This is a genomic window from Sphingomonas sp. GCM10030256 (genome assembly GCF_042666415.1).
Classification (GTDB): Bacteria; Pseudomonadota; Alphaproteobacteria; order Sphingomonadales; family Sphingomonadaceae; genus Sphingomicrobium.
Genome location: NZ_JBHTDI010000001.1, coordinates 1 through 24,073, shown reverse-complemented (window position 1 = coordinate 24,073; position 24,073 = coordinate 1). Strand labels below are relative to the sequence as shown.

22 protein-coding genes and 1 pseudogene are annotated in these 24,073 nt (G+C 65.9%); 14 read left to right on the top strand and 9 right to left on the bottom strand.

The features are described 5' to 3' along the window. Window positions 1–10 precede the first annotated feature (10 nt). Window positions 11–1,105, bottom strand: a complete 1,095-nt coding sequence (lptG, locus tag ACFQPG_RS00115; RefSeq protein WP_380811641.1) for an LPS export ABC transporter permease LptG — start codon at window positions 1,103–1,105, stop codon at window positions 11–13. Beyond that, on the bottom strand, window positions 1,105–2,325 hold the full coding sequence (gene lptF, locus ACFQPG_RS00110) for an LPS export ABC transporter permease LptF (protein WP_380809256.1): 1,221 nt from the start codon (window positions 2,323–2,325) through the stop codon (window positions 1,105–1,107). Before lptF ends, lptG begins: the two co-directional genes overlap by 1 nt. Window positions 2,326–2,443: 118 nt before the next feature. Here lptF and ACFQPG_RS00105 point away from each other — a divergent pair, with 118 nt between their 5' ends. Genes ACFQPG_RS00105 through ACFQPG_RS00095 form a run of 3 tightly spaced genes read left to right on the top strand, consistent with a single transcriptional unit; the run spans window position 2,444 to window position 4,807 of the window. Then, complete coding sequence (locus ACFQPG_RS00105) at window positions 2,444–2,956, top strand: DUF2141 domain-containing protein (protein WP_380809254.1); 513 nt, start codon at window positions 2,444–2,446, stop codon at window positions 2,954–2,956. Next, on the top strand, window positions 2,956–3,930 hold the full coding sequence (locus ACFQPG_RS00100) for a diacylglycerol/lipid kinase family protein (protein WP_380809252.1): 975 nt from the start codon (window positions 2,956–2,958) through the stop codon (window positions 3,928–3,930). The genes ACFQPG_RS00105 and ACFQPG_RS00100 overlap by 1 nt, the downstream gene beginning before the upstream one ends. 4 nt (window positions 3,931–3,934) lie before the next feature. Further along, window positions 3,935–4,807 carry a hypothetical protein gene (locus tag ACFQPG_RS00095; RefSeq protein ID WP_380809250.1) on the top strand — a complete coding sequence of 291 codons (873 nt, stop codon included), beginning with the start codon at window positions 3,935–3,937 and terminating at the stop codon, window positions 4,805–4,807. Here the strand turns inward: ACFQPG_RS00095 and ACFQPG_RS00090 are convergent. Then, window positions 4,764–6,743: an ATP-binding protein gene (locus tag ACFQPG_RS00090; RefSeq protein WP_380809248.1), complete on the bottom strand. Its 1,980-nt coding sequence runs from the start codon at window positions 6,741–6,743 to the stop codon at window positions 4,764–4,766. The genes ACFQPG_RS00095 and ACFQPG_RS00090 overlap by 44 nt on opposite strands. A 105-nt stretch (window positions 6,744–6,848) precedes the next feature. On the opposite strand from ACFQPG_RS00090, the gene ACFQPG_RS00085 reads away from it, so the two are divergent. After that, on the top strand, window positions 6,849–8,045 hold the full coding sequence (locus tag ACFQPG_RS00085) for a hypothetical protein (protein WP_380809247.1): 1,197 nt from the start codon (window positions 6,849–6,851) through the stop codon (window positions 8,043–8,045). Here the strand turns inward: ACFQPG_RS00085 and ACFQPG_RS00080 are convergent. After that, on the bottom strand, window positions 8,042–9,241 hold the full coding sequence (locus ACFQPG_RS00080; RefSeq protein WP_380809245.1) for an aminotransferase class I/II-fold pyridoxal phosphate-dependent enzyme: 1,200 nt from the start codon (window positions 9,239–9,241) through the stop codon (window positions 8,042–8,044). The two genes, ACFQPG_RS00085 and ACFQPG_RS00080, sit on opposite strands and share 4 nt — an antisense overlap. Window positions 9,242–9,390: 149 nt before the next feature. Then, on the bottom strand, window positions 9,391–9,633 hold the full coding sequence (locus ACFQPG_RS00075; protein ID WP_380809244.1) for an acyl carrier protein: 243 nt from the start codon (window positions 9,631–9,633) through the stop codon (window positions 9,391–9,393). A 69-nt stretch (window positions 9,634–9,702) separates the two neighbouring features. On the opposite strand from ACFQPG_RS00075, the gene ACFQPG_RS00070 reads away from it, so the two are divergent. Both ACFQPG_RS00070 and ACFQPG_RS00065 read left to right on the top strand, forming a co-directional pair. Further along, window positions 9,703–10,320 carry a TIGR04282 family arsenosugar biosynthesis glycosyltransferase gene (locus tag ACFQPG_RS00070; RefSeq protein WP_380809242.1) on the top strand — a complete coding sequence of 206 codons (618 nt, stop codon included), beginning with the start codon at window positions 9,703–9,705 and terminating at the stop codon, window positions 10,318–10,320. A 9-nt stretch (window positions 10,321–10,329) separates the two neighbouring features. Beyond that, window positions 10,330–10,710 (top strand): PaaI family thioesterase, encoded by a 381-nt coding sequence (locus tag ACFQPG_RS00065; RefSeq protein WP_380809240.1) that lies wholly within the window; start codon window positions 10,330–10,332, stop codon window positions 10,708–10,710. A 92-nt stretch (window positions 10,711–10,802) separates the two neighbouring features. On the opposite strand, the gene ACFQPG_RS00060 is transcribed toward ACFQPG_RS00065, so the two are convergent. Continuing rightward, complete coding sequence (locus tag ACFQPG_RS00060; protein WP_380809238.1) at window positions 10,803–11,930, bottom strand: acyl-CoA dehydrogenase family protein; 1,128 nt, start codon at window positions 11,928–11,930, stop codon at window positions 10,803–10,805. A gap of 1 nt (window position 11,931) precedes the next feature. Next, window positions 11,932–13,086: an acyl-CoA dehydrogenase family protein gene (locus ACFQPG_RS00055; RefSeq protein ID WP_380809236.1), complete on the bottom strand. Its 1,155-nt coding sequence runs from the start codon at window positions 13,084–13,086 to the stop codon at window positions 11,932–11,934. 63 nt (window positions 13,087–13,149) lie between these two features. On the opposite strand from ACFQPG_RS00055, the gene ACFQPG_RS00050 reads away from it, so the two are divergent. The 5 genes from ACFQPG_RS00050 (at window position 13,150) to ACFQPG_RS00030 (ending at window position 18,994) form a co-directional block, all read left to right on the top strand. After that, entirely contained in the window at window positions 13,150–14,397 is a 1,248-nt protein-coding gene (locus ACFQPG_RS00050; protein ID WP_380809234.1) for an acyl-CoA dehydrogenase family protein, read from the top strand. Between the two features lie 121 nt (window positions 14,398–14,518). Continuing rightward, the gene (locus ACFQPG_RS00045) at window positions 14,519–15,298 is read left to right on the top strand and encodes an SDR family NAD(P)-dependent oxidoreductase (RefSeq protein WP_380809233.1); all 780 of its coding nucleotides are present in this window, start codon (window positions 14,519–14,521) and stop codon (window positions 15,296–15,298) included. 7 nt (window positions 15,299–15,305) lie between these two features. After that, window positions 15,306–16,085: an SDR family NAD(P)-dependent oxidoreductase gene (locus tag ACFQPG_RS00040; protein WP_380809232.1), complete on the top strand. Its 780-nt coding sequence runs from the start codon at window positions 15,306–15,308 to the stop codon at window positions 16,083–16,085. Window positions 16,086–16,253: 168 nt separating this feature from the next. Continuing rightward, window positions 16,254–18,311 (top strand): 3-hydroxyacyl-CoA dehydrogenase NAD-binding domain-containing protein, encoded by a 2,058-nt coding sequence (locus ACFQPG_RS00035; RefSeq protein WP_380809231.1) that lies wholly within the window; start codon window positions 16,254–16,256, stop codon window positions 18,309–18,311. A 56-nt stretch (window positions 18,312–18,367) separates the two neighbouring features. Next, window positions 18,368–18,994 (top strand): cytochrome b, encoded by a 627-nt coding sequence (locus ACFQPG_RS00030; protein ID WP_380809229.1) that lies wholly within the window; start codon window positions 18,368–18,370, stop codon window positions 18,992–18,994. Here the strand turns inward: ACFQPG_RS00030 and ACFQPG_RS00025 are convergent. After that, window positions 18,954–20,132, bottom strand: a complete 1,179-nt coding sequence (locus ACFQPG_RS00025; protein ID WP_380809228.1) for an MFS transporter — start codon at window positions 20,130–20,132, stop codon at window positions 18,954–18,956. The two genes, ACFQPG_RS00030 and ACFQPG_RS00025, sit on opposite strands and share 41 nt — an antisense overlap. Window positions 20,133–20,215: 83 nt before the next feature. On the opposite strand from ACFQPG_RS00025, the gene typA reads away from it, so the two are divergent. The 3 genes from typA (at window position 20,216) to ACFQPG_RS00010 (ending at window position 23,625) form a co-directional block, all read left to right on the top strand. Beyond that, window positions 20,216–22,033, top strand: a complete 1,818-nt coding sequence (typA, locus tag ACFQPG_RS00020; protein ID WP_380809226.1) for a translational GTPase TypA — start codon at window positions 20,216–20,218, stop codon at window positions 22,031–22,033. Between the two features lie 383 nt (window positions 22,034–22,416). Beyond that, window positions 22,417–22,980 carry a cell wall hydrolase gene (locus ACFQPG_RS00015; RefSeq protein ID WP_380809225.1) on the top strand — a complete coding sequence of 188 codons (564 nt, stop codon included), beginning with the start codon at window positions 22,417–22,419 and terminating at the stop codon, window positions 22,978–22,980. A gap of 138 nt (window positions 22,981–23,118) precedes the next feature. Next, on the top strand, window positions 23,119–23,625 hold the full coding sequence (locus ACFQPG_RS00010) for a response regulator (RefSeq protein WP_380809223.1): 507 nt from the start codon (window positions 23,119–23,121) through the stop codon (window positions 23,623–23,625). A 304-nt stretch (window positions 23,626–23,929) separates the two neighbouring features. Here ACFQPG_RS00010 and ACFQPG_RS00005 read toward each other — a convergent pair. After that, window positions 23,930–24,073: pseudogene (locus tag ACFQPG_RS00005) on the bottom strand (IS30 family transposase); the annotation flags it as partial.

Genomic DNA, 24,073 nt, shown 5'->3' with positions numbered 1-24,073 from the left:
GGCGCTGCGCTCATTCCTCGCTTCTGATCAGGACGGTCTCGCCGATCAGCAGGAACAGGAGGAACGGCGCCCAGGCGGCAAGCAGGGGCGGATAGGCGCCGACATTGCCCAGCGCCATGGCGAAATTGTCCGCCACAAAATAGGCGAAGCCGAGCGCCATGCCGATCGTTGCGCGCAGCAACACCTTGCCCGACCGCGCCAACCCGAACCCGGCGATCGCCGCAAGCAGCGGCATCAGAACGGTCGACAGGGGCTTGGCAAGCTTGTGCCAAAGCCCGGCTTCCGCTTCCGCCGTCGGGCGACCGCCCTGCTCTAGGGCTGCAATCGCCTGCCTGAGATCGGTGAAGTCCCGCTCGTCCGGATCCACCTTGGCGAGGGTGAAGCGCTGCGGCTCGACCCCTTCCAGCGCCAGCATCTCGGGCCGGCGCAGGGTCATGTTCATTGCCGTGTCGTAGATCTGTACATCGCGCAGCCGCCAACCGCCGGCGGTTTGCGCTGCCCGAGCGGCATCGATCACCCGGAGCAGGCGGTTTCCCTCGCGATCGTAGATCGTCAGGCCCTGCACGCGGGTGGCGCGGCCGCGGCCGATCACTTGCCGCGCCTTGACGAGGTCATCGCCCGCCATCAGCCAGACATTGCTGATGATCCCGCTGTCGGGGGGCAGGGGTTTGTAGTCGTTGTCGTCCCAGGCGGTCACCGCGCGGGTCGCCTTGGTCACTACCCGCTCGTTGAAGACGAAGCTGACCGCCGCGATGCCGAGGCTGGCGACCACCAGGGGCGCCAGGATCTGGTGTGCCGACAGACCGGCAGCCTTCATCGCCACGACCTCGCTGTTCTGGTTCATGGTCGTGAAGGTGATCAGCGTGCCCAGCAGCGCGGCAAATGGCAGGAACTGGGCGATCAGCATCGGCACCCGGAGCGAGACGTACCGCCACAGCTCGGCCTCGCCGTTACCCGGCACCCGAAGGATCTTGCCGCTCTCGCCAAGCAGATCGAGCGTCATCAACACCAGCACCAGGGCAAGCAGGACGGCGAAGCTACGAGTGACGAACAGCTTGGCCATGTAGAAGGCCATCCGCCGCGACGGAAAGAAGTTGAGGTTGATCATGCGCCGCCTGCCGCCTCGCGCCCAAACTGTGGAAGAGCCGAGCGGATTGCCTTGCCAATCTTGCCCGCGCCCCGCTCAAGCGCGCCGATCGGCTGCCCCCCCACCTTGGTGGCAAGGGTCAGGTACATCCAGGCGATCAGGCCCGCGAACAGCAGGAACGGAACCCACAGGGCGATCTCCGGGACCATCCGCCCCGCCGCCCCAGCGTCCTCCGCATATTGGTTCACCTTGTGATAGGCCACGATCAACACGATGCCGACGAAGATGCCGAGCGAGGATGAGCTTCGCTTGGGCGGGACCGCGAGCGCGATGGCCAGCAAGGGAAGCAGCAGCATCATTGCTACCTCGGTCAGGCGGAAGTGGAGGTTGGCCCGCGCGCCGAGCATCTCCTCGTAGTTGGCCGCGGTCCCGCCATAGGCTTCGCGGATGATCTCGGGCAGCGTCAGCTCGTCCGTTTCGTCGCTTTCGGAGCCCCGTCCACGAAAGGCGTCCACCGCCGGCAGGTTGATTGGCAGGTCATAGCTTTCGAACGCCAGGGTGCGGGCCGCATTGAAATCGCTGTCCTGCTGGACGAGGCGCCCCTGCTCCAGGCGCAGGAGGATGGTGTCGGGGTCGTCGGTCGCCAAAAAGCGGCCGTGGTCGGCGGTGGCGACGATGCTGCGGTCGCGGTCGTCCACCTGCACGAACAGTCCGTGGAGTTGCGTCCCCTCATTTTCGCTGCGGTCGATCCGGAGGGTGAAGCGCTTGCCGACCTGGTTGAACTCACCGACCTTGAGGCTGGCACCAAGCGCGCCCGAGCGCAGGTCGAAGCGGAGCCGTTCGTAGCCGTAATGGGTCCACGGCTGCAGCCAGCCGACGATGAACAGGTTCACCAGCAGCAGCCCGACGGCGAAGGCATACGGCACGCGCAGCAGCCGGCCAAATCCCGCGCCAATGCCGCGCAGAGCGTCCAGTTCGGACGACAAGGCCAGCTTGCGGAAGGCGAGCAGGATGCCGAGCATCAGCCCGATGGGGATGCCGAGCGCGAAATATTCCGGAAGCAGGTTGGCGAGCATCCGCCAGACGACGCTGACCGGGCCGCCGGCGTTGACCACGAAGTCAAACAGCCGAAGCATCTTGTCCAGGACCAGCAGCATCGCGGCGAGCAGCAGGGTGCCAAGCAGCGGGACCGCCACCGAGCGCGCAATGTATCGATCGATCAGCGAAAGGCTGCGCACGGATTAAGTCGCTCTAACACCATGATTTGGCCGCAAACTGGGCCGACATGCGAAACCGACAGGGGTGTTCCAGGTCGTTCCCGGCCACTGATCATATAGCGGACCGATGAACAAAAGCATGCTCAAACTTCGAACACCTGTTCTCCTCGCCGCAGCCGCCGCGCTGGTGCTTCCCGTGGGGATGCCCGGTTCTGCCGCTGCCGCCGTCGTGGTGGGCAAGGATGCCGCCACCTGCCAGTCCGGCAAGCCGGCCGTGCAAGTGCGGGTCAGCGGCTTCAAGCAGGCGAGCGGCACGGTGCGCGTGACGCTCTACGATGCCCGCGGTTACCTCAAGAAGAAGTCCTCGCTGCGCAAGGTGCGTGTCCCCGTGAACTCGCGTGGGGCCATGGACGTCTGCGTCGCGGTTCCGAAGCCCGGGCGCTATTCGGTTGCGGTCCAACACGACCTCAACGGAAACCGGGACCTTGACCGGGCCGATGGCGGGGGCTTCTCCCGCAACCCGGGGTTGAGCCTGGTCGGCGCCCGGCCAAGCTTCGCGCGAACCAGCTTCGACGTCGGCTCCGGTCCTCGGATGGTGCCGGTCACGCTGCAATATCTGAAGGGGCTCCGGATCGGGCCCGTGGAGAGCTGATGGGTCAGACGCGCATCGCACTGCTTTCGAACCCGAAGTCGACCGGCAACCTTTCCCAGCTGCCCCGGATCCGGGCGTTTTGTGCCGAACATCCGGACATCTTCCATTACGAAGTTGAGCAGGCTGGACAGATCGGCGAGGCGCTGAAGACCATCGCGCGGGTCAAGCCCTGCATGCTGGTCATCAACGGCGGCGACGGAACGGTGCAGGCGGCCCTTACCGAGTTGCACAACGGCGGCCATTTCGCCGACGCGCCGCCGCCGGTGGCGGTTCTCCCCAATGGGAAGACCAATCTGATTGCTCTCGATCTTGGCGCCCAAGGTGACCCGATCACTGCCCTCGGCCGGTTGCTGGAGATCGCCCGCAGCGACCTCGCATCGTCAATCGTCGCGCGCGAGCTGATTGCGCTGCGTTGCGGGGACAGCACCGGCAAACCCGTGATCGGTATGTTCCTGGGCGGCGCCGGGCTGGCCGACACGATGCTGTACTGCCGAGACCGGATCTATCCGCTCGGACTACCGAACGGCCTCAGCCATGTGATCACCGCCCTTGCGGTGCTGGTCCGGCAGATCTTCGGGGTTCGCGCCAGCTTTCTTCCGCCGGACACCGAGCCGGTGCAGGTTTCGGTACGGCGCAGCGGCCAGCTGTCCGGCCGCTTCTCGCTTCTTGCCGTGACCACGCTCGAGAAGTTGCTGCTCGGAAGCGGGCTGCGGGGGTCGGGCCGCGGCCCCTTGAAGCTGGTCATCATCGAACAGAAGCCTGGTTCTCTCCTGCGGGGTATCTGGGCAGGTATCGCCGGGCGCCTCGGCCGCAGCGAAGTGCGCGGTGTCCACGTCGAGGAATCGGACGAGATCAGCATCGAAAGCGACAGCTCCAACGTCATCCTCGACGGCGAGATGTTCCGGGCGAGCACCGGCAAGCCGATCTTGCTCAGTCCCGCGTCGCCGCTGTCCTTTGTCCGCCTCGCGGTCTGAACCGATGAGCCAGCTTCGCGACCTGGTCGCCGCCGAACTCCGCCAGCCGGTGGATCCAAAGGTCCGCGCCCTGGCCGAGGCGATCGCAGCGCGGCATGGCGATTCCAGCCGGGCGGTGTTGTTCTACGGTTCTTGTCTTCGGGAACACCGGTTCGACGGGCTGATGCTCGATTTCTACCTGATCGTATCGGACTATCGCGCGGCTTACGGCCGCGGCTGGCTCGCCGCCGCCAACCGCCTGTTTCCACCGAACGTCTTCCCGTTCGAGCACGACGGACTGACCGCGAAATATGCGGTGCTGAGCGAAGCCGACTTCCACCGCCTGAACGGGCCGGAGACCCGCAACGTCTCGGTATGGGCGCGCTTCGCCCAGCCCTCACGGTTGGTGTGGGCTGCGGATGCCGCCGCGGAGGGGAGGGCCATTGCCGCGATCGCCCGTGCCGCGCCAACCTTGCTGAGCGCCGCGCTGGCTGTGCTGCCCAATGACCAGCCACCACTCGACCTGTGGCGCGCCGCCTTTGCGCTGACCTATTCGGCCGAACTCAGGGCCGAGAAGCAGAGCCGCAGCGGATCGGTGGTGGATGCCGACCCGGAGCGTTACCATCGCTTCACCGCCCCCGCCCTGGCGGCAGCCCGTGCCGAGGGCCGCCGCTGCCAGGCCAGCTGGCGGCGCCGGCGGATCGAAGGCAAGGCCCTATCGGTGATCCGCCTAGCCAAGGCGAGCGCTACCTTCGCCGGCGGAGTCGATTACATCGCCTGGAAGATCAATCGCCATGCGGGCACGGCCATTCGCATCAAACCGTGGCAGCGCCGCTGGCCGCTGTTGGCCGCGGTTATGCTCGTGCCCCGGCTGCTGCGCTCACGCGCGATCCGCTAGTTTCCCGGTCAAGGGCGGCGGCGACCGCGGTCGCCAGCGCGCTGACAGTGAATGGCTTGCGGAGCAGCTCATGGGAGATCAGGTCGTCGCTCTCCCCCTCGCCGACGAAGCCGGTAACGAACAGGATGGCGGTATCCGGGCGGCGCGCCTTCAACTCGCGCACCAATTCCGGGCCGGTCATTTCCGGCATGATCACGTCGCTGATCACCAGGTCGAAGTCCTGGGCCTCGAACAGTTCGATCGCTTCGGCGCCAGACGAGCAGGAGACTGGCTCGTAGTCGAGGTCCTCCAGCGCCCCTACTGTGGCGGAGCGAACGCGCGGGTCGTCCTCGACCAGTAGGATACGAGCGCCTGGCACCGATGGATCATGCTGTTCGCGATTGTGCATGGCTGGGTGCATCCGAACCTCCGCGGCCTGGACCTCCGTACGCGGGAGGTAGATGGACACGGTGGTCCCTTCGCCCACCTTGCTTTCGATCCCGACCTCGCCCCCCGACTGGTGGGCGAACCCGAAGATCTGCGACAATCCTAGACCCGTACCCTTTCCAACTTCTTTCGTCGTGAAGAATGGCTCGAAGGCGCGGTCGACCACTTCCGGGCTCATCCCGCAGCCGGTGTCGCTGACGGAAATGCGCAGGTACTCGCCCGGCTGGATGTCCCCTACTTCGTTCGCTGACAGCGTGACATTGGCGGTAAAGATCTTCATCCGTCCTTCGCCGTCCATCGCGTCGCGCGCATTCACCGCGAGGTTGACGATCGCATTCTCCAACTGATGCGGATCGACGAACACCGGCCAGGCATCGCCGGCAAGGCCTACATCGACCGTGATCCGCTCGCCCAAGGTCCGGTCGAGCAGTTCCGACATGCCGCTGACCAGCTCGGACGTGTCGACGCGCGCGGGCAGCAACGGCTCCGACCGAGCGAAGGACAACAGGCGGCGGGTTAGGGCGGCAGCACGAGTGGCGCCTTCCATCGCATTGTTGAGGTGCATCTGCACTTCACGGCGCGGACCGTTGAGGCGGCGCCGGGCAAGGTCGATCCCGCCGACCACCACCGCCAGCATGTTGTTGAAGTCGTGGGCGATGCCGCCGGTCAGTTGCCCGACCGCCTCCATTTTCTGAACCTGGCGAAGCTGCGCCTCGGCCGCGGCGCGCTCCTCGGCCTCGGCCTTCAGGGCCGCATTCGCGTCCGACAGTTCCTGCGTACGCAGAGCCACCGCGCGTTCCAGCGTCTCGGCCTCCCGCCGCGATGCGGAATTCTGCCGGATCGCCTGGATTGACAGGAAGCCGAGTCCGATAGCCGCGGCTCCGACGATGACGCCGAGCCACGACAGATAATCGGTCAGACGGTCCGCCTCCGCGGAGAAGAATTGGGTCTGCTCCATGCTCGCCCGGAGGGCGCCTCGCTCGGAGCGGGCGATCTCGTCGATCTTGCGGCGGAGCTGGTCGAGCGGGTTGTCGGTCTCGCGAGTCGAGGCATAGAGTACGCCAAGGCCGCCTTCGCCCTTACCGGCGGCAGCTGCCCGGGCGGCGGCAGCGAGCTGGGCGCCGCGAGCATTGAACAGGGTGCGGAGCTCATCGACTCGCGCGGCCTGCTCGGGGTTGTTGCGCACCAGCTCGCGCAATTGTCCAAGCTGATACGAGGCAAGGCGCCACTGGTCGGCGTAGACCGCGCCGCTTCCGGTCGGCCCGGTGTCCTCGTCGAGGACGAAGCGGCCGATCGCCCCTTCGGCCCGGGAAATGGTGTTGTCGACGGTGCGGACCAGCAGGGTCACGTCATAGGCCTGCCTCTCGCGGGCCAAGGCTCGATCGCGGGCCTGGTTGGACAGGGCGACCAGCAGGACCATCCCCAGCAGGACCAGGGTTGCAAGCAGCGCCCCGGCCGCCGCCCCGCCGCGCCGCCAATCGAACCGTTGGTCGTCGAAGACCGCCGTCATGTCTGCCGTGATAAGCCCACTCCCACCATTCGACTAGCCCGTGTCGGCTGGCAGACGCAATGGCGCAGAGTTTTCGTTCAGGCAGAGCGTGCTAATCGCACGGGAATGCGTCGCCCGTTCCTTTTGTTCGCCTTTGTTTCCGCCAGCTTGGCGACCTCCGGCATCGCCGCGGAGCCCGTCGTGCAGACATCCAGGGATGCGCTGGCGCAGGATGCCGACGCTTATGCCAAGGCCTATGCCCTGCCGCCCGCCAATGCGCTCGCGCGCCTGAAGGCGCAGGCGGACAGCGTCGCGACGACCGAGCGGCTGCGCACCACCTACCGCTCGCGCCTGGCCGGGATGTATATCGAGCAGCGTCCGGTGTGGCGGATCGTGGTTCTGCTGACCGGGACGGACAAGCCGGCCGATTACACGGTTTCCGCCGGCGGGATGCAGGTGCCGGTCACCTTCCAAGCCGGGGCGCAGGTCACTCGGGAGCAGGTGCTCGCCGCCATCGATCTGCACCGGGCGGCCATTTCCAGTGCGGTGCCCGGGGTGCGTGGCGTCGGCCACGATCCGCGCACCGGGCGGATGATCGTCATGCAGCGTGCCTCCGCCGCCCGTCGCCCGGCGGCGGAAATCGAGGGTGAGTTGGCGCGGCTGACCGGCGTTCCGGTGACCTTGCGCCGGCTGCAGGCGACCTTTGCCAACACCGGCGCGCTGGGCGGATCGCGGGTCGTCGGGCCGCTCAACGGCGTCGGCTATGTCTGCACCACCGGCTTTGTCGTCACTTACGGAGCGCTGGCCGGGATCACGACGGCGGCGCATTGCCCCGACAACATGACCTATCGCGGCCCGGACGGAGAGGAGCGGCTCCTCAAGTTCGCCGGAGGGTGGGGCACGGCGTACCGCGACGTGCAGGTCCATACCGGCGTTGGCCGGGCCGATCCGCTGTTCTTCGCCGACAAGGCTCGGACGCAGGCCCGCGCCGTCACCAGCTGGCGCACCCGGCCGATGACCCGCGCCGGCGACATCGTCTGCATGCGCGGCGAATCGAGCGGCTACAATTGCTCGGAGGTCGAGCTTATCGACTTCGCGCCACCGGCCGAGCTGTGCGGCGGCTTGTGCTCGGCCAGTTGGGTGACGGTAAAGGGTCCGGAATGCCGCCGCGGCGACAGCGGCGGGCCGGTGTTCCTGGGCACCACCGCCTACGGCATCCTCAAGGGCGGCGCCTTCATCGACGGCCAGCGCTGCGCCTTCTATTACTATATGTCGGTCGACTACCTGCCGGAGAACTGGCGGCTGGTGACGCGGCGGGACTAGATTACGCCGGTCTTCTTCCCCGCCGCTTCAAACATGCCGAGGATCTCGCCGACCTGCTCCTCCGTGTGGAGCGCACACAGCGAGCAGCGCAGGAGCGTCATGTTCGCGGGCGTGGCTGGCGGCCGGGCAAGGTTCACGTACAAGCCCTCGTGCAGCAGCGCTTCCCACATGGCGGCGCCCTTCTCCAGATCGGGCATGATCACTGCGATGATCGCCGATTGCGGCTCCTGCGTGCCCAGCGTGAAGCCGAGCTCGCGCAGGCCCTTGTGCAGCCGGCGGCTGTTGTCCCACAGGTGCTGGCGCTTGTCCGCTGCGCCCATCAGCTTGCGGATGGAAGTGGCGGCGGTGGCGACAACGCTCGGCGGCAGGGAGGCGGTGAAGACGTAGGGACGGCACACCAGCCGCAGGATCTCGAACCGCGGATTGTTGCTCACGCAGAAGCCGCCGACGGTGCCGACCGACTTGGAGAAAGTGCCAATGATGAAGTCGACGTCGTTGATCACGCCTTGCGCTTCGGCAACCCCGCGGCCGTTGTCGCCGATGAAGCCCATCGAATGCGCCTCGTCGACCAGCACCATCGCGCCATTCGCCTTGCACACCGCGACCATCTCCTTGAGCGGAGCGACATCGCCCAGCATCGAGTAGACGCCTTCGAGCACGACCAGTTTGCCCGCGTCGGCGGGAAGCCGCTTGAGCCGTTTCTCGAGCGCTTCGATGTCATTGTGGCGGAAGGCAACGATCTGCGCGTTGCCGAGCGCGCACCCATCGTAGATCGACGCATGGCTGTCGATGTCGAGGATCACATAATCCTCCTTGCCGGCGATGGTGGAGATGACCCCCAGATTGGCCTGGTAGCCGGTCGAGAAGACCATCGCATGGTCCATGCCGTAGAATTCGCGCAGCGCATCCTCGCACTCGCGGTGGCCTTGATAGGTGCCGTTGAGCACCCGGCTGCCAGTGGTGCCGGAGCCGAATTCGTCCAGCGCTTTCTTGCCCGCCGCGATCACATCCGGGTCGAACGTCATCCCCATGTAATTGTAAGTGCCGAGCAGGATCGTCCGCTTGCCGTTGCAGATGGCGACGGTCGGACTCTCCACCCGCTCCATCGTCAGGTTGAACGGGTCGGTCAGGCCGGTCGAAAGCAGCGCCTCGCGCTGGTCGATCAGCGGCTGGAACTTGTCGAACAGGTCAGTCATGAAGAACTGCTTTCCTTCACCGCTCATGCTGAGGAGCCGCTGAGCTTGTCGAAGCCGCGTCTCGAAGCACCCTTCGAGACCGGCTTCGCTACGCTCCTGCGGAGCTACTCAGTCCCTCCTCAGGATGAGCGGATGTTAGCTTTGCCAAATCAGCCCTGAAGCTCGGCGACCGCATCGACCAGCTGGCCGACCGTCTCGATCTCCGCAGCCCGGTTCATGGTGATGAGCACGTCGAACTCGTCCTCCACGGCAGCCACGAAATCCATAACGGTCAGACTGTCCCACTCCAGGTCCTGGGCGAAGCGGGTTTCCTCCGTCACCGGGATGCCCTTCTTGTTGAACTCTTCGATCAGCTTCAGGATCGTCTGGAGGCGTTGGTCGCGGTCTGTCATGGCGGGATTGTGTCCTAGAGAGAGGCTGCGCGACTGACAATGCAATGGGGCGCGAAAATGGCGGAAGGGGTGAGGCCAGCCCGTGTGCTGGTGTTCGCCAAGGCGCCTGTGCCGGGGCGAGTTAAGACCCGGCTGATCCCCGCGCTGGGCGAACAGGGCGCGGCAGACCTGGCCGCAAGGATGCTGGACGAGACCCTTCGGCAGGCGGTGCTGGCGGGGATCGGACCGGTCGAGCTGGTCGGCGATCCCGACCCGACGGGGCCGGACTGGAGCGAGATCAGGGTCCCGGTCGAACGCTCGGTTCAAGGCGGCGGCGATCTCGGGCAACGCATGGCCAAGGCGGCCCGCCGGACCCTCGCGCGGAGCGAACATGCGGTCCTGATCGGTACGGATTGCCTGGAGCTAGGTGCGCGGCGGATCGCCGAAGCTGCCGGTCTGCTTGCGGATCATGACGCTGCGATCATTCCCGCGACCGATGGCGGCTACGTCCTGCTCGCCCTGCGCCGGTTCGACCCCGTGATCTTCGAAGGAATCGTTTGGAGTACGCGCTCCGTGCTGGAAACTACGTTGCAGCGGATGCGGATGATCGCCTGGAAGTTCCACGTCGCCGACCCGCTGCCCGACGTGGACGAGCCTGCGGACCTCGTGCACCTGCCCGCCTCTTGGCTCAGCCGTGCAGCCGAGTAAGGCAGGGCGATGACCGAACTTCCGCCCTACGCGCATCTTCTGAAACTCCGCAGCGAGGTGCGGGACGACGGCTCCCTGCTGTTCGTCATGCCTTTCCACGACGATGTCGTCGGCCGGCCCGGATATCTCCATGGCGGCGCCATCGCCGGGCTGCTGGAGTTCGCCGCCTACGGCACGCTGCTGCGGGCGATCGGCGAAGAGGTCACTCCAAAGCCGATCACCGTCACGGTCGACTACATGCTCGGAGGCAAGGACCGAGAGACTTTCGCCGGCGCGGTGATCGAGCGGCTCGGCCGAAGCATCGCCAACGTCGAGGCGTTCGCCTGGCAGGCCGACCGCTCACGCCCAATCGCCAGCGCCCGGATCAACTTCCTGCTGGATCGGCCCTAGCAGCTCCCCCGTGGGGAGCAGCTCGCGGAGCGACCGTGGGTCACACCCCTCTGACTTGCTGCGCTGGCAGCTCCCCCGCTGGGGAGCAGCTACTAGCCGCTCAATTCCGCCACTCGCCCAGCGTGATATCGCCAGTCGCCGAACAGCCGCCCGAGTACCGCTTCCCGCTTCATGTAAAGGCCTATGTCATGCTCGTCGGTCATGCCGATGCCGCCGTGCATCTGCACGCCTTCCTGCACTGCCAGCGCCGCCGATCGCCCCGCCTTGGCCTTCGCTACGGCGGTCATCAGCTCTGCCCTCGGATCGTTGCGGTCGATCAGCTCCGCAGCCTTGTAGGCCGCAGCCCGGGCGATCTCGATCTCGCCGTACAGGTGAGCGGCGCGATGCTGGAGCGCCTGGAACTCACCGATCAGCCGGCCGAACTGTTTACGCTGCTTGAGATAGTCGACGGTGATGTCCGACGCGCCGCTGGCAAGGCCGACCAGCTCGGCCGCTGCACCCGCGCGCCCTGCATCGAGCGCACGGGCCAGCGGGGTCCAGCCACCATCGACCTCCCCGATCACCGCGTCCGCATCGACCGCGACATCGGCAAGGGTCAGCCGCGCAGCCTTGGACGCATCGGCCAGGGTCACGTTTTCGATTTGCAGCCCAGACGTGTCGCGCTCGACCGCGAACAGGGTCACTCCGTCGTGCTCGCCGGCCGACCCGCCGGTTCGCGCCGCGACGATGATCAGGTCGGCCGAGGCTCCGTGCACCACGAACTGCTTTGCGCCGTTCAGCACGAAGCCATTGCCGGAACGCCTGGCCTCCAGCGCGATGGCAGCCGGCGCATGATGCTGGCCTTCGTCGATCGCCAGCGCCGCTACCGTGTCGCCCGCGACGATCCCCGGAAACCAGCGCTCGCCCTGGGCGGAGCCGTCCAGGGCACGAACTGCCGCCACGGCGGTCGTCAGGAGTGGCGATGGCGTCAGATTTCGCCCGACCTCCTCCAGCACCAGCGCCGCCTCGGTCGCGCCGAGCCCAAGCCCGCCTTGCGCTTCCGGAATGCAGATGCCGGTAAGGCCAAGCTCGCCGAACTGTTTCCACAGCCCATGCCCGAACCCGTCCTTGCAGCCGCTGTCGCGCCAGTGGCGCAGCTGCTTCTTGATCGCCCCTTCCTCGGCCAGGAACGACCGTGCCATGTCGTGGAGTTGCTTCTGATCGTCGGTAAGGAGCGTCACGTCAGGCTCCCGGCAGGCGGAGAATATGCTTGGCGACGATGCCAAGCTGGATTTCGCTCGTCCCGCCTTCGATCGAGTTGGCCTTGGTCCGCAGCCACTCGCGTGCCGCCTTGCCTTCGCGACTCCGCTCCGAGTCCCATTCGAGCGCGTCCGATCCGCCGGCCGCCATGATCAGCTCATGCCGCCGTTTGTTGAGTTCGGTGCCGGCATATTTCATCACGCTCGGCATCGCCGGGTGCGCCTCGCCCGCTTTCAGCTGGTCGAGGAACCGCTCGCTCATCGCCGCAAAGGCCAGCGCATCGACATCGAACGCCGCGACCTCCGCGCGTAGCAGTGGGTCATCGATGCTGCCGACCTGCTTGCCGAGCAGCGCCGCCCCGCCGCCAAGGCCCATGCCGCTGATCATTTCGCGCTCGTGGCCGAGCAAATATTTGGCGACGTCCCAGCCCTTGTTCACCTCGCCGACGACCTGATCCTTGGGCACCTTCACGTCGTCGAAGAAGGTCTCGCAAAAGGGCGAATAGCCGCTGGTCAGCAGGATAGGCTTGGTCGTAACGCCCGGGCTCTCCATGTCGAATAGCAGGAAGCTGATCCCGCCCTGCTTCGACTCGGTGGAGGTCCGCACCAGGCAGAAGATCCAGTCGGCCTTGTCCGCGTAGGAGGTCCAGACCTTCTGTCCGTTGACCAGCCAATGGTCGCCCCTGTCCTCGGCGCGAGTCTGCAGCCCCGCAAGGTCGGACCCGGCACCGGGCTCCGAATAGCCCTGGCACCAGCGGATTTCGCCGCGCGCGATCTCCGGCAGGAAGCGCTTCTTCTGCTCCTCCGTCCCGTACTTCAGCAGCGCCGGCCCGAGCATCGAGATGCCGAAGCTGTACAGCGGCTGGCGCGCCCCGATGCTGCGCATCTCCTCACGCAGCACCTTGGCTTCGGCCGGCGAGAACCCGCCGCCCCCGTACTCCTTCGGCCAGTCGGGCACCGTCCAGCCGCGCTCCGCCATGACCTCCAGCCAGCGTTTCTGGGCGTCCGAAGCGAACGTCCAATGCCGCCCGCCCCAGCAGGCATCGTCCTCCGATTTCATCGGCTCCCGCATCTCCGCCGGGCAGTTCGCCTCCAGCCAGGAGCGGGTTTCGGCGCGGAATTGATCGAGGTCGGCCATCGCACTTGTCTCCATGCCTTACGCGTCCTAGCGCATTTTCTCGGCCAGCAAAGGGGAAGCCGCGTGGACTTCGATCTCACCGACCGTCAGGCCCATTTCCGCGACCGGGTACGCGAGTTCATCGACGAGCACGTCCGCCCGCGGCAGGGAGATTACGTCCGCGAGATCGCTACCGGCGACCGCTGGCAGCCCCTCTCGGTCATCGAGGATCTCAAGCCCAAGGCCCGTGAAGCGGGGCTATGGAACCTGTTCATGCCGCCGGGCGGCGCGCTCCAGCATGTCGACGAGAGCTTCGCTTTCGAAGGCGAGCAACTGACCAACCTCGAATATGCTCTCTGCGCCGAGGAGATGGGCCGGATCCTGTGGTCGGCGGAGGTGTTCAACTGCTCCGCGCCCGACACCGGCAACATGGAGGTGCTGCACCGCTACGGCACGCGCCAGCAAAAGGACCAGTGGTTGGCACCGCTGATGCGCGGGGAAATCCGCTCGGCCTTCCTGATGACGGAACCGGGCGTTGCAAGCTCGGATGCGACCAACATCGAGTGCCGCATCGAACACGACGGCGACTCCTATGTCGTCAACGGCCGCAAGTGGTGGTCGAGCGGTGCCGGCGATCCGCGCTGCAAGGTCGCGATCCTGATGGGTAAGACCGACACCCAGGCCCGCAAGCACCAGCAGCAGTCAATGATCCTGATGCCGATGGACGCTGCCGGAGTGAAGGTCGAGCGCGCGCTCACCGTCTATGGCTATGACGACGCGCCCCACGGCCACATGGAGATCGCGCTGGAGAACGTCCGCATTCCGGCCGACAATCTCTTGCTGGGCGAGGGCAGGGGCTTCGAGATCGCGCAAGGGCGCCTCGGTCCCGGGCGCATCCATCACTGCATGCGCACTATTGGCGCGGCCGAAGAAGCGCTGAAGCTCATGTGCGAGCGGCTCCAGAGTCGCACCGCCTTCGGCAAGCGCCTCGCCGAACATAGCGTTTGGGAGCAGCGAGTCGCCGAGGCGCGGATCGAGATCGACTGCGCCCGGCTGCTCTGCCTCAAGGCCGCCGACCTGATGGACAAGGCCGGCAACAAGGCCGCCAAGGCCGAAATCGCGATGATCAAGGTCAAAGCCCCGCGCATGGCGCTGCAGGTGATCGACGACGCAATCCAGGCGCATGGCGGTGCGGGCGTCAGCCAGGACACCCTGCTGGCGCACAGCTGGGCGGGCATCCGCACGCTGCGGCTGGCCGACGGTCCTGACGAAGTGCACAATCGCAGCATCGCCCAAATCGAGTTCGCCAAGCATGCGCAGCTGACGATGTGAGTACTGGCAAGCAGAACCGCCTGTCCCGAGCGAAGTCGAGGGGCGTTGGCTGACAGATTGAAAACACGCCCCTCGACTACGCTCGGGACGAGCGGAGAGGGGAAGGCCACAGGAGAAGTGAATGTCTTCGTTGTTCGACCTGAGCGGCAAGGTCGCCATCGTCACCGGCTCCTCTCGCGGCATCGGCAAGGCGATCGCCGAGGGCCTTGCCGAACAGGGCGCCAAGGTGATCATCTCCAGCCGCAAGCAGGACGCCTGCGATGAGGTTGCTGCCGAGATCAACGCCCGGCACGGTGAGGGCACGGCGGCCGCGATCGTCGCTTCCATCTCCGACAAGGAGGCGCTGCAGGAGCTGGTCTACGAAACGCGCGCACGCTTCGGCCGCATCGACATCCTGGTCTGCAACGCGGCGTCCAATCCCTACTACGGACCGATGGCGGGGATCACGGACGATCAGTTCCGCAAGATCCTCGACAACAATGTTCTCGCCAACCACTGGTTGGTTCAGATGGTCGCGCCGGAGATGGTGGAACGCGGCAACGGCGCGATCATCATCGTCTCCTCGGTCGGCGGGCTGACCAGTTCAACGGTGATCGGCGCCTACAACATCTCCAAGGCGGCCGACCTCCAGCTGGTCCGCAACCTCGCCGCCGAGTTCGGTCCGAGCGGGGTGCGCGTCAACGCCATCGCTCCCGGTCTGGTCCGCACCGATTTTGCCCGTGCGCTATGGGAGAATCCCGAGATCCTGAAGGCGGTGACCAGAGTCGCCGCGCTCAAGCGCATCGGCGAGCCGCGCGAGCTTGCCGGGGCCGCGGTGTTCCTCGCCAGCGACGCTGCAAGCTTCGTGACCGGGCAGACGCTGGTGGTCGATGGCGGATCGACGTTCGGTGCGGGGTTGTGACACGGCCATGAGCATCGAACCCGAAGACTCCGACCGCGGCCGCCTCGCCGGCAAGGTCATCATCGTCACCGGCGCGGGATCGGGCATCGGCAAGGCGACTGCCCGCCTGTTCGCACTCCACGGCGCGACCGTGCTCGCCGCCGACCTCCGCGGCGCCGACCACATCGCCGACGCCGGCAAGGAAGAGGATGTCCTCCGCCTCATCAGCATGGCGCGGGAGGAGCATGGCGCGCTCCATGGCTTCTTCGCGAATGCCGGCATTTCCGGCGGGCTCGCTTCCATCTTCGAGCAGACGCCTGACGACTGGCAGGAGATCCTGCGCGTCAACCTGATCGGTCCGTTCCTCGCCATCAAGCATGCGGCGCCGCTGATCAGGGAACGCGGCGGCGGATCGATCATCTGCACCGCCAGTGTCGCCGGGCTGCGCTCCGGCGCCGGCGGGCCGGCCTACTCCGCCTCGAAGGCGGGCGTGATCAGCCTGGTGAAGACGGCCGCGCAGCAATTGGCAGGCAGCAACGTCCGGGTGAATGCCATCTGCCCGGGGCTGATCGAAACCGGCATGACCGAGTTCGTCTACAACAAGGCGCGCGAGAAAGGCGTCGCGGACAAGCTTGGCCACCTCAACCCCCTTCGCCGCGGCGGCTTGCCCGTGGAGATTGCCCGCGCCGCGCTGTTCCTCGCGTCGGATGAGAGCAGCTACGTGAACGGCCACGCCCTGGTGGTCGACGGCGGACTGTCCTCGTCCCATCCGTTCAACCGCCAGGATTACGGCCGCACTGCGATCTAGCCGGCCGAACCATCTGTCCTACACCGGGCTCTTCAGGTTAGAGCAGGGCGACGTGGACAGAAGCTGCCTCTCTCGGTGATAAATGGCCGAAAATGGCGCTCGTTACCGTGAACATTGTGAACATTCGCGCCTTTCTACACCTTGACCCGAACCGACCCGGAGACCCCAGTGACCAGCCCGATCAGCACCGAACAGCACGGCCACGTTCTCATCATCCGCTCGAACAACCCGCCGGTGAACTCGCTTGGCCACGCCGTGCGGGAAGGGCTGGTGAAGGGAATCGAACAGGCCGAAGCGGACGACGGCGTCCAGGCAGTGGTGATCATCGGCGAAGGCCAGACCTTCTTTGCCGGCGCCGACATCAGCGAGTTCGGCACGCCCAAGGCGTTCGCTCCGCCAATGCTGCCGCAGGTTGTCGACATCATCGAGAACTGCTCCAAGCCGGTGGTCGCGGCAATCCACGGAACGGCGCTCGGCGGCGGGCTCGAGGTCGCGCTGGCCTGTCACTATCGCGTGGCGGTGCCGTCGGCGAAGCTCGGCGTGCCCGAAGTGAAGCTTGGGCTCCTGCCCGGCGCCGGCGGAACCCAGCGGCTGCCGCGCGTCGCCGGCGTGCAGAAGGCGCTGGAAATGACCACCAGCGGAACGCCAATCTCGGCCAGGGAAGCTTATGACGTAGGGCTGGTCGACCGCATCATCGAAGGTGATCTGCTGCAGCACGCCGTCGCCTACGCAACCGAGTGCGTCGACGTGCGCCCGCTCCCCAAATCCTCCGAGCGGCAGGACAAGATCGAAGGCACCGATCCCGCCGTGTTCGACGACTTCATCAAGGCCAATGCCCGCACCTTCAGGGGCTTTGAAGCACCCATGAAGAACCTCGAAGCCGTCCGGGTCGCGACGCAGAAGCCCTACGCCGAAGGCGTGCTGGAAGAGCGCAGGCTGTTCATGGAGCTGATGAGCGGCACGCAGGCCAGGGCGCAGCAATATTTCTTCTTCGCCGAGCGCAAGGCGTCCAAGATCGACGGCATTCCCGAGGACGTGAAACCCCGCGAAATCAAGCGCGTCGGCGTAATCGGCGCCGGCACCATGGGCGGCGGCATTTCGATGAATTTCCTGTCGGCCGGCATCCCGGTCACTATCGTCGAGATGGCGCAGGAGGCGCTCGATCGCGGCACCGGTGTGATGCTTAAGAACTATCAGGCGAGCGCGGCCAAGGGGAAGCTGACCGCCGAGCAGGTCGGGCAGGCGATGGGATTGCTCAAGCCGACGCTGAACTTCGACGATCTCGCCGACTGCGACCTCATCATTGAGGCGGTATTCGAGCAGATGGAGATCAAGAAGGAAATTTTCTCGCGCCTCGACAAGATCGCCAAGCCGGGCGCGATCCTCGCCTCCAATACCAGCTACCTCAACATCGACGAGATCGCGACGGCGACCTCCCGGCCGCAGGACGTGCTCGGGCTGCATTTCTTCTCGCCCGCGAACATCATGAAGCTGCTGGAAGTGGTGCGCGGCGCGAAGACGGCGCCGGACGTGCTGGTCACCGCCATGGCGCTGGCCAAGAAGATCCGGAAGGTCGCGGTGGTCGCCGGCGTTTGCTACGGCTTCATCGGTAACCGCATGCTGATTCCACGTCAGGTCGAGGCGACCAAGCTTCTGCTCGAAGGCGCCACTCCGGCGCAGATCGACAAGGTGCACGTCGATTTCGGCATGCCGATGGGGCCGTTCCAGATGGCCGACCTCGCCGGCGTCGACATTGGCTGGCACCGCGATCCCGGCCGCATCGAGAACATCCGCGACGCGCTCTGCGCGGTTGATCGCTGGGGCCAGAAGAAGGGCGCCGGCTTCTACGACTATGATGACAAGCGGAAGCCCTCGCCCAGCCCGAAGGTGCAGGAGATCATCGAGGAGTTCCGCGCCAGGGAAGGCGTGCAGGCGCGCGAAATCTCGGACCAGGAGATCATCGAGCGAACGCTCTATACGATGGTCAACGAGGGCGCGAAGATCCTGGAGGAGGGTATGGCCCAGCGCCCGTCCGACATCGATGTCGTGTGGGTCTACGGTTACGGCTGGCCCGTCTATCGCGGCGGGCCGATGCACTGGGCGGATACAGAAGGGCTCGGCAAGATTGTCGAGGGGCTGAAGCGCCAGCAGGAGCGGATGCCCGACTTCACGTTCTCCCAGCTGCTTTTCGATAAAGCGGAAAAGGGCGAGAAGTTCGGGCGCTGACGGGAACCGTTACGGCTGCGGAGCATCTAGCCTCCTGAACAGGGGAGAGATGCGTCATGGCCAGCGTTCCCGAAGCCCGCGAACAGAAGCCGGTACGGCGCTACGTCAATGCGGCGGTGGCGATCCACTGGATCACCGCCTTGCTGATCGTGATCCAGGTCTGGCTCGGCTTCACCTTCGCCGACCTGCCGCGCGGGCCCGAGCGGATGGAATTCTTCACCTGGCACAAGACGGTCGGGGCGACGATCCTGCTGCTCGCCATCGCTCGCCTGATCGTTCGTTTGCGCAATCCCCCGCCGCCGTTCCCGCCGGAACTGCCGGCGTGGGAGCGCCACGCCGCGGTCTGGAACCACCGTGCCTTCTACTTCCTCTTGTTCGCCCTTCCCCTGACCGGGCTGGTCGCCGTGTCCGGACGCGCCGAGGACTGGTATACGCCGCTGGTCGGCGGCATTCCCCTGCCGGTCGTCCCCGGGATCGACGAAGCAACCGGCGAATTGTCGGGCGGAGTGCATGAGGTGCTGGTCTTCACCACCCTTGCTCTCCTGGTCCTGCACGTCGGCGCCGCCGTGAAGCAGCAGTTCTTCGACAGCACTCGCCAGGTTGCCGGGAGGATGCCTCCCTTCCGGCCGAAGAGCGGTGAGCCTACACGTCCCGCGGACGAGCAGGCACCACGAGAAGCATAACCGCCGCCACGGCCGCCACCGCTGCGCTGGCGACAAAGGTAGCGGCCGGCCCTTGGGCATCCCACAACAACCCCGCCGCGACGCTGGCCAGCAAGGTCGCGACCCCGGTCGCGAAGTGGAACAGCCCAAAGGTCGTCGCTCGCAACGGCTCAGGCGCCGTATCGGCGATCATGCGGGCAAACAGCCCTTGGGTCAGCGCCATGTGCCCGCCCCACAGCGCCACGCCGATGACCAGCCCAACCAACCCGGTCGTTCCCGCCAGCACGAGGTTGCCGAGCACCAGCAGCGCGATCCCGCCCAGCAGGATCGCCCGCGGATCACGCCGGTCACTCAGCGCTCCGGCGGGATAGGAAAGCAGCAGAAAGGCGAGGTTGAACAGCACCAGCACCAGCGGAGCGGTTGTCAGCGACAGCCCGGCCGCGCTGCCCTTCAGGATCAGGAAGCTCTCCGAAAAGCGAGCCAGCGTGAACACGAAGCCGAGGAGAACGAGTCTCCGGCTCGCCGCATCGACGCGCCCAAAGCCGCCGAGCAGGGGCTGCGCCTTGCTGGCACCCGCATGCCGCTCCGGCTCCCGCAGTGCCAGCCACGCCAGCAGGAAGGAAAGTGCCGCCGGGACGGCCGCGATCCAGAAGACGGCGCGAATGTCGTCCGCCAGCGCCCACATCAGCGCCACCGCGAGCAACGGCGCGAGGAACGCGCCCACCGTATCCAGCGACTGTCGTAGCCCATAAGCCGCGCCGCGCACCTCCGGGGGCGTCTCGTCGGCGATCATGGCGTCACGAGGAGCGCCGCGAACCCCCTTCGCCGTCCGGTCCACCAGCCTCGCCCCGAGCACCGTCGCGGGCGAGGCAGCCAATGCGAACAGCGGCTTGGTGGCAGCGGCGAGCCCATAGCCGAGCAATATCCACGGCTTGCGGCGGCGGCTGCGATCGCTCAGCCGTCCGGACGCCAGCTTGGCGAAGCTTGCGGTTGCCTCCGCGATCCCGTCGATCGCGCCAAGCATTGCGACCGGGGCGGCCAGCGTTACCGTGACGAACAACGGCAGCAGCGCGTGGTAGACCTCGGAACTCAGGTCCATCAGCAGGCTGACGAAGCCAAGCACCCAAACGGTGCGGGGCAGGCGAGGGCGGGAGGTCACCGGGAGGCTTGTGCCGCCCGGCGGCGGTTGCTGCAACGCACCATTTGCGTTAGGGGCGCGCCAACGCTTCCAAGGACATCGCAATGAACCTCCGCAACGTGGCGATCATCGCCCACGTCGACCATGGCAAGACCACGCTCGTCGACCAGCTCTTCCGTCAATCCGGTACCTTCCGCGAGAATCAGCGCGTCGAAGAAAGGGCGATGGACTCGAACGATCTCGAAAAAGAGCGCGGGATCACCATCCTCGCCAAGTGCACGTCGGTCGAGTGGAACGGCATGCACATCAACATCGTCGATACGCCCGGTCACGCCGATTTCGGCGCGGAGGTGGAGCGGATCCTGTCCATGGTCGATGGCGTGATCCTGCTGGTGGATTCCGCCGAAGGCCCGATGCCGCAGACCAAGTTCGTCACGGGCAAGGCGCTTAGCCTTGGTCTGCGCCCGATCGTCGTGGTCAACAAGATCGACCGTCCGGACGCCCGTCCGGCGGAAGTGCTCGACGAAGTATTCGAACTTTTCCTCAACCTCGACGCCAACGACGAGCAGCTCGACTTCCCGGTGCTCTACGCATCCGGCCGCGCCGGCTATGCCGGGCCGACCGATGACGTGCGGGAAGGCGACCTCACCCCGCTGTTCCAAAAGATCGTCGACCATGTGCCGGCGCCGCAGCTCGATCCCGCGGGCGAGTTCAAGATGCTTGCGACACTTCTCGATCGCGACAACTTCCTCGGCCGAATCCTGACCGGCCGGATCGAGAGCGGCACACTCAACATCAACGATCCCATCAGGGCGATGGACGTCAACGGCAAGGTCGTCGAGGACGGCCGCGTCACCAAGCTGTTCGCCTTTCAGGGTCTCGAGCGGGTGCCGGTTGAAAGCGCCAAGGCGGGCGATATCGTCGCGATCGCCGGGCTGATGAAGGCCACTGTCTCCAATACGATCGGTACGCCGCAGATCGCCGAGCCGCTTCATGCACGCGAGATCGATCCGCCGACCCTCTCGATGACCTTCGCGGTCAACGACAGCCCGTTTGCCGGCAAGGACGGTGACAAGGTCCAGAGCCGCGTCATCCGCGAGCGGCTCGAACGCGAAGCGGAAGGCAACGTGGCCATCCGCATCACCGAAACTCCGGGCGGCGAGGCGTTCGAGGTGGCCGGACGCGGCGAGCTTCAGCTCGGCGTGGTGATCGAAACGCTGCGCCGCGAAGGGTTCGAGCTGGGCATCAGCCGACCGCGCGTCCTGTTCCGCGACGGGCCGAGCGGCCGCGAAGAGCCGTATGAAACCGTCGTGATCGACGTCGACGACGAATTCTCCGGAACGGTCGTCGAGAAGATGGCGATGCGCAAGGCAGAGCTGACGGACATGCGCCCGTCCGGTGGCGGCAAGACGCGGATCACCTTCTCCGCTCCGTCGCGGGGCCTGATCGGCTATCATGGCGAGTTCCTGTCCGACACCCGTGGTACCGGCATCATGAACCGGCTGTTCGAGAAATACGGACCGTATAAGGGTCCGATCACCGGTCGGCAGAACGGCGTCCTTATTTCGATGGAGACCGGCGCCGCCGTCGCTTACTCGCTCAACATGCTGGAGGAGCGTGGCGTCCTGTTCATCTCGCCCGGGGACATGCTCTACGAGGGCATGATCATTGGCGAGAATGCCAAGCCCCAGGACCTTGAGGTCAATCCGCTCAAGTCCAAGCAGCTGACCAACTTCCGCGCATCGGGCAAGGACGAGGGTATCCGCCTGACACCGCCGCGGCGGATGACGCTGGAGCAGGCGATCGCCTACATCCAGGACGACGAACTCGTGGAAGTGACGCCCAAGGTCATCCGCATCCGCAAGCGGTTCCTCGACCCGCATGAGCGTAAGCGCCACTCACGCAAGGCCGAGGCAGCCTGATCTAAGTTTCTGTCCCACAAGGGGATTTGTTCCGTCGCTCGTCTCACCAAGCGAACGTTTCACCGGCACGCGGCTTGTGTTTCGGCCTGCACACCGTACCTGCTGACCACACGATTTTGAGAGCGAGCGGGCCGGTGAGTTTCCGGCCCGGGGCAAGACGGACGATGGTGGCGGGCCGCGACATCGCGCAACAGGTGCGATGACGAAGCGCGGACCCGCCCCCTCGGCCGCCAACGATAGAGAAAAGATTGACGCGTTTCCTCGGTGCCGGCCCTGCGTCGGCGATCGCTGCTACCTTCGTGCTAGCCGTCGGCGGTTCGACCGCTGCGCAGGCGCAGATTCGAATTTCCGCTCCCGTCGTTCAAGGCACGACTCCCACGTCCTTGCAGAGCGCCGCAACGGGCGCTGCGCGCCTGGCCAGCCCGACCGCGACTGTTGCTCTTCCCGCAGCGACCTTGCCGGCCATGACCCTGCCGGCGGCGCGCCCGCTGACGGTCTCGACTCCAGTCGCTGCAGTTGCCTCCACTTGGCCCCTATGGGCGTTGGTCGAGGCCAACAAGGCGGGCGAGGCGCTCAATGACGAGTTGAGCTGCGTCGCGACCGCCGTATATTTCGAAAGCCGCGGGGAACCGCTCGAAGGCCAGCTCGCCGTCGCGGAGGTCGTCATGAACCGGGCTCAATCTGGCCGCTATCCCGCCAGCCTGTGCGCCGTCGTAAAGCAGCCGGCGCAATTTTCGTTCGTCCGGCGGGGCCAGTTCCCGAGCATCGATCCGAACTGCCCGCACTGGGCGAAGGCGAAGGCGATCACCCGCATTGCCGCGCACAAGCTGGTCGATGAATTGCCAGACGACGTGCTGTGGTACCATGCTGACTATGTCGCTCCGTCCTGGGGTCGGCGGCTGAACCGCGTCGAAAAGATCGGCGCACACATCTTCTACCGCGGCTAACATACGGTTCGGCGAACTGAGTTCCTGCAGCCCGGCGCGGCTGGAAAACTGCTCGTCGTTAATGTGGTAGCAAAGGGATTCGCACTCTGACTCTCCTCCGCCAAGACTTATCAACAGGATGAGCGCGGGGGAGCAGATATGCTGAAGATCCTGATTGTCGAAGACGACAGCCAGCTAGCATCGATGCTCAAATATCTGGTGGAGGATAATCCTCGCTACCGGGTGGTGGGCGTCGCCGAGGATCTCGCGGGTGCGCTCGAGATTGCGGAAGGGGACAGTCCCGACCTTGCGCTGGTAGACCTCCACCTTGCCCGCGGAAGCACCGGCTTCTCCGTCGCTGTCCGGCTGAACGACTACGATATCCCTTGCCTGTTCGTGAGCGGCAAGGCGCCCAGCTTCGCCATGCCGGACCTGGCGCTCGGCTGTCTGATGAAGCCGTTTACGGGCGAGGACGTCCACCGTGCCTTGGCCATGGCCGAGGACATGATGCGCGGACGCGAGACGTTGCGGCCGAAGGTGCCCGCCAACCTGCGGATGTATGAAGCGCACGAAGAGAGCGCTCCGCTGGAGCAGATCGCTTTCGTTCCGCAGCGCCGCTCGCTCAAGCGGCGGCTGGAACAGTGGATCATCGGAACCAGCCACTAGGGCGGGCTCGGCCAGGCGGTTTTCGCTTACCTTTTCAGAAACTTGGGAGCTTGCAGGGGTGATCGGCGTTCTTGGGTAGACGCGGATTAAGGACTTTCCGCTGTGTTCCTTCGGGCTTTCTCTGGCGCGGCCATCGTCGGGGCCGCTGTTTCTCGCTTTGCCCGCGCTGGGTGTGCCGCCCCGCAGTAAGCTCGGTCCAATGCCAACGACAAGGCCGACTGCCACAGCGCCGCCCCAAAGCGGCAAATACCTGCTCCACGCCCGCTTCCTTCTTCCCACATCAAGAAGTGTGACAAGCTCGGCTGCCGCGCGCATCGCCCTTGCCGGTGGCGTGACGCGATCGGCGGATCGCCCGGCCCGAGCGTAGATGCGCCTGCAGGTCCTTCTTGAGGACGCCGCGAGCCTGGACGAACAGGCTGCGATAGATCGTCTCGTGCGACACCTGGTG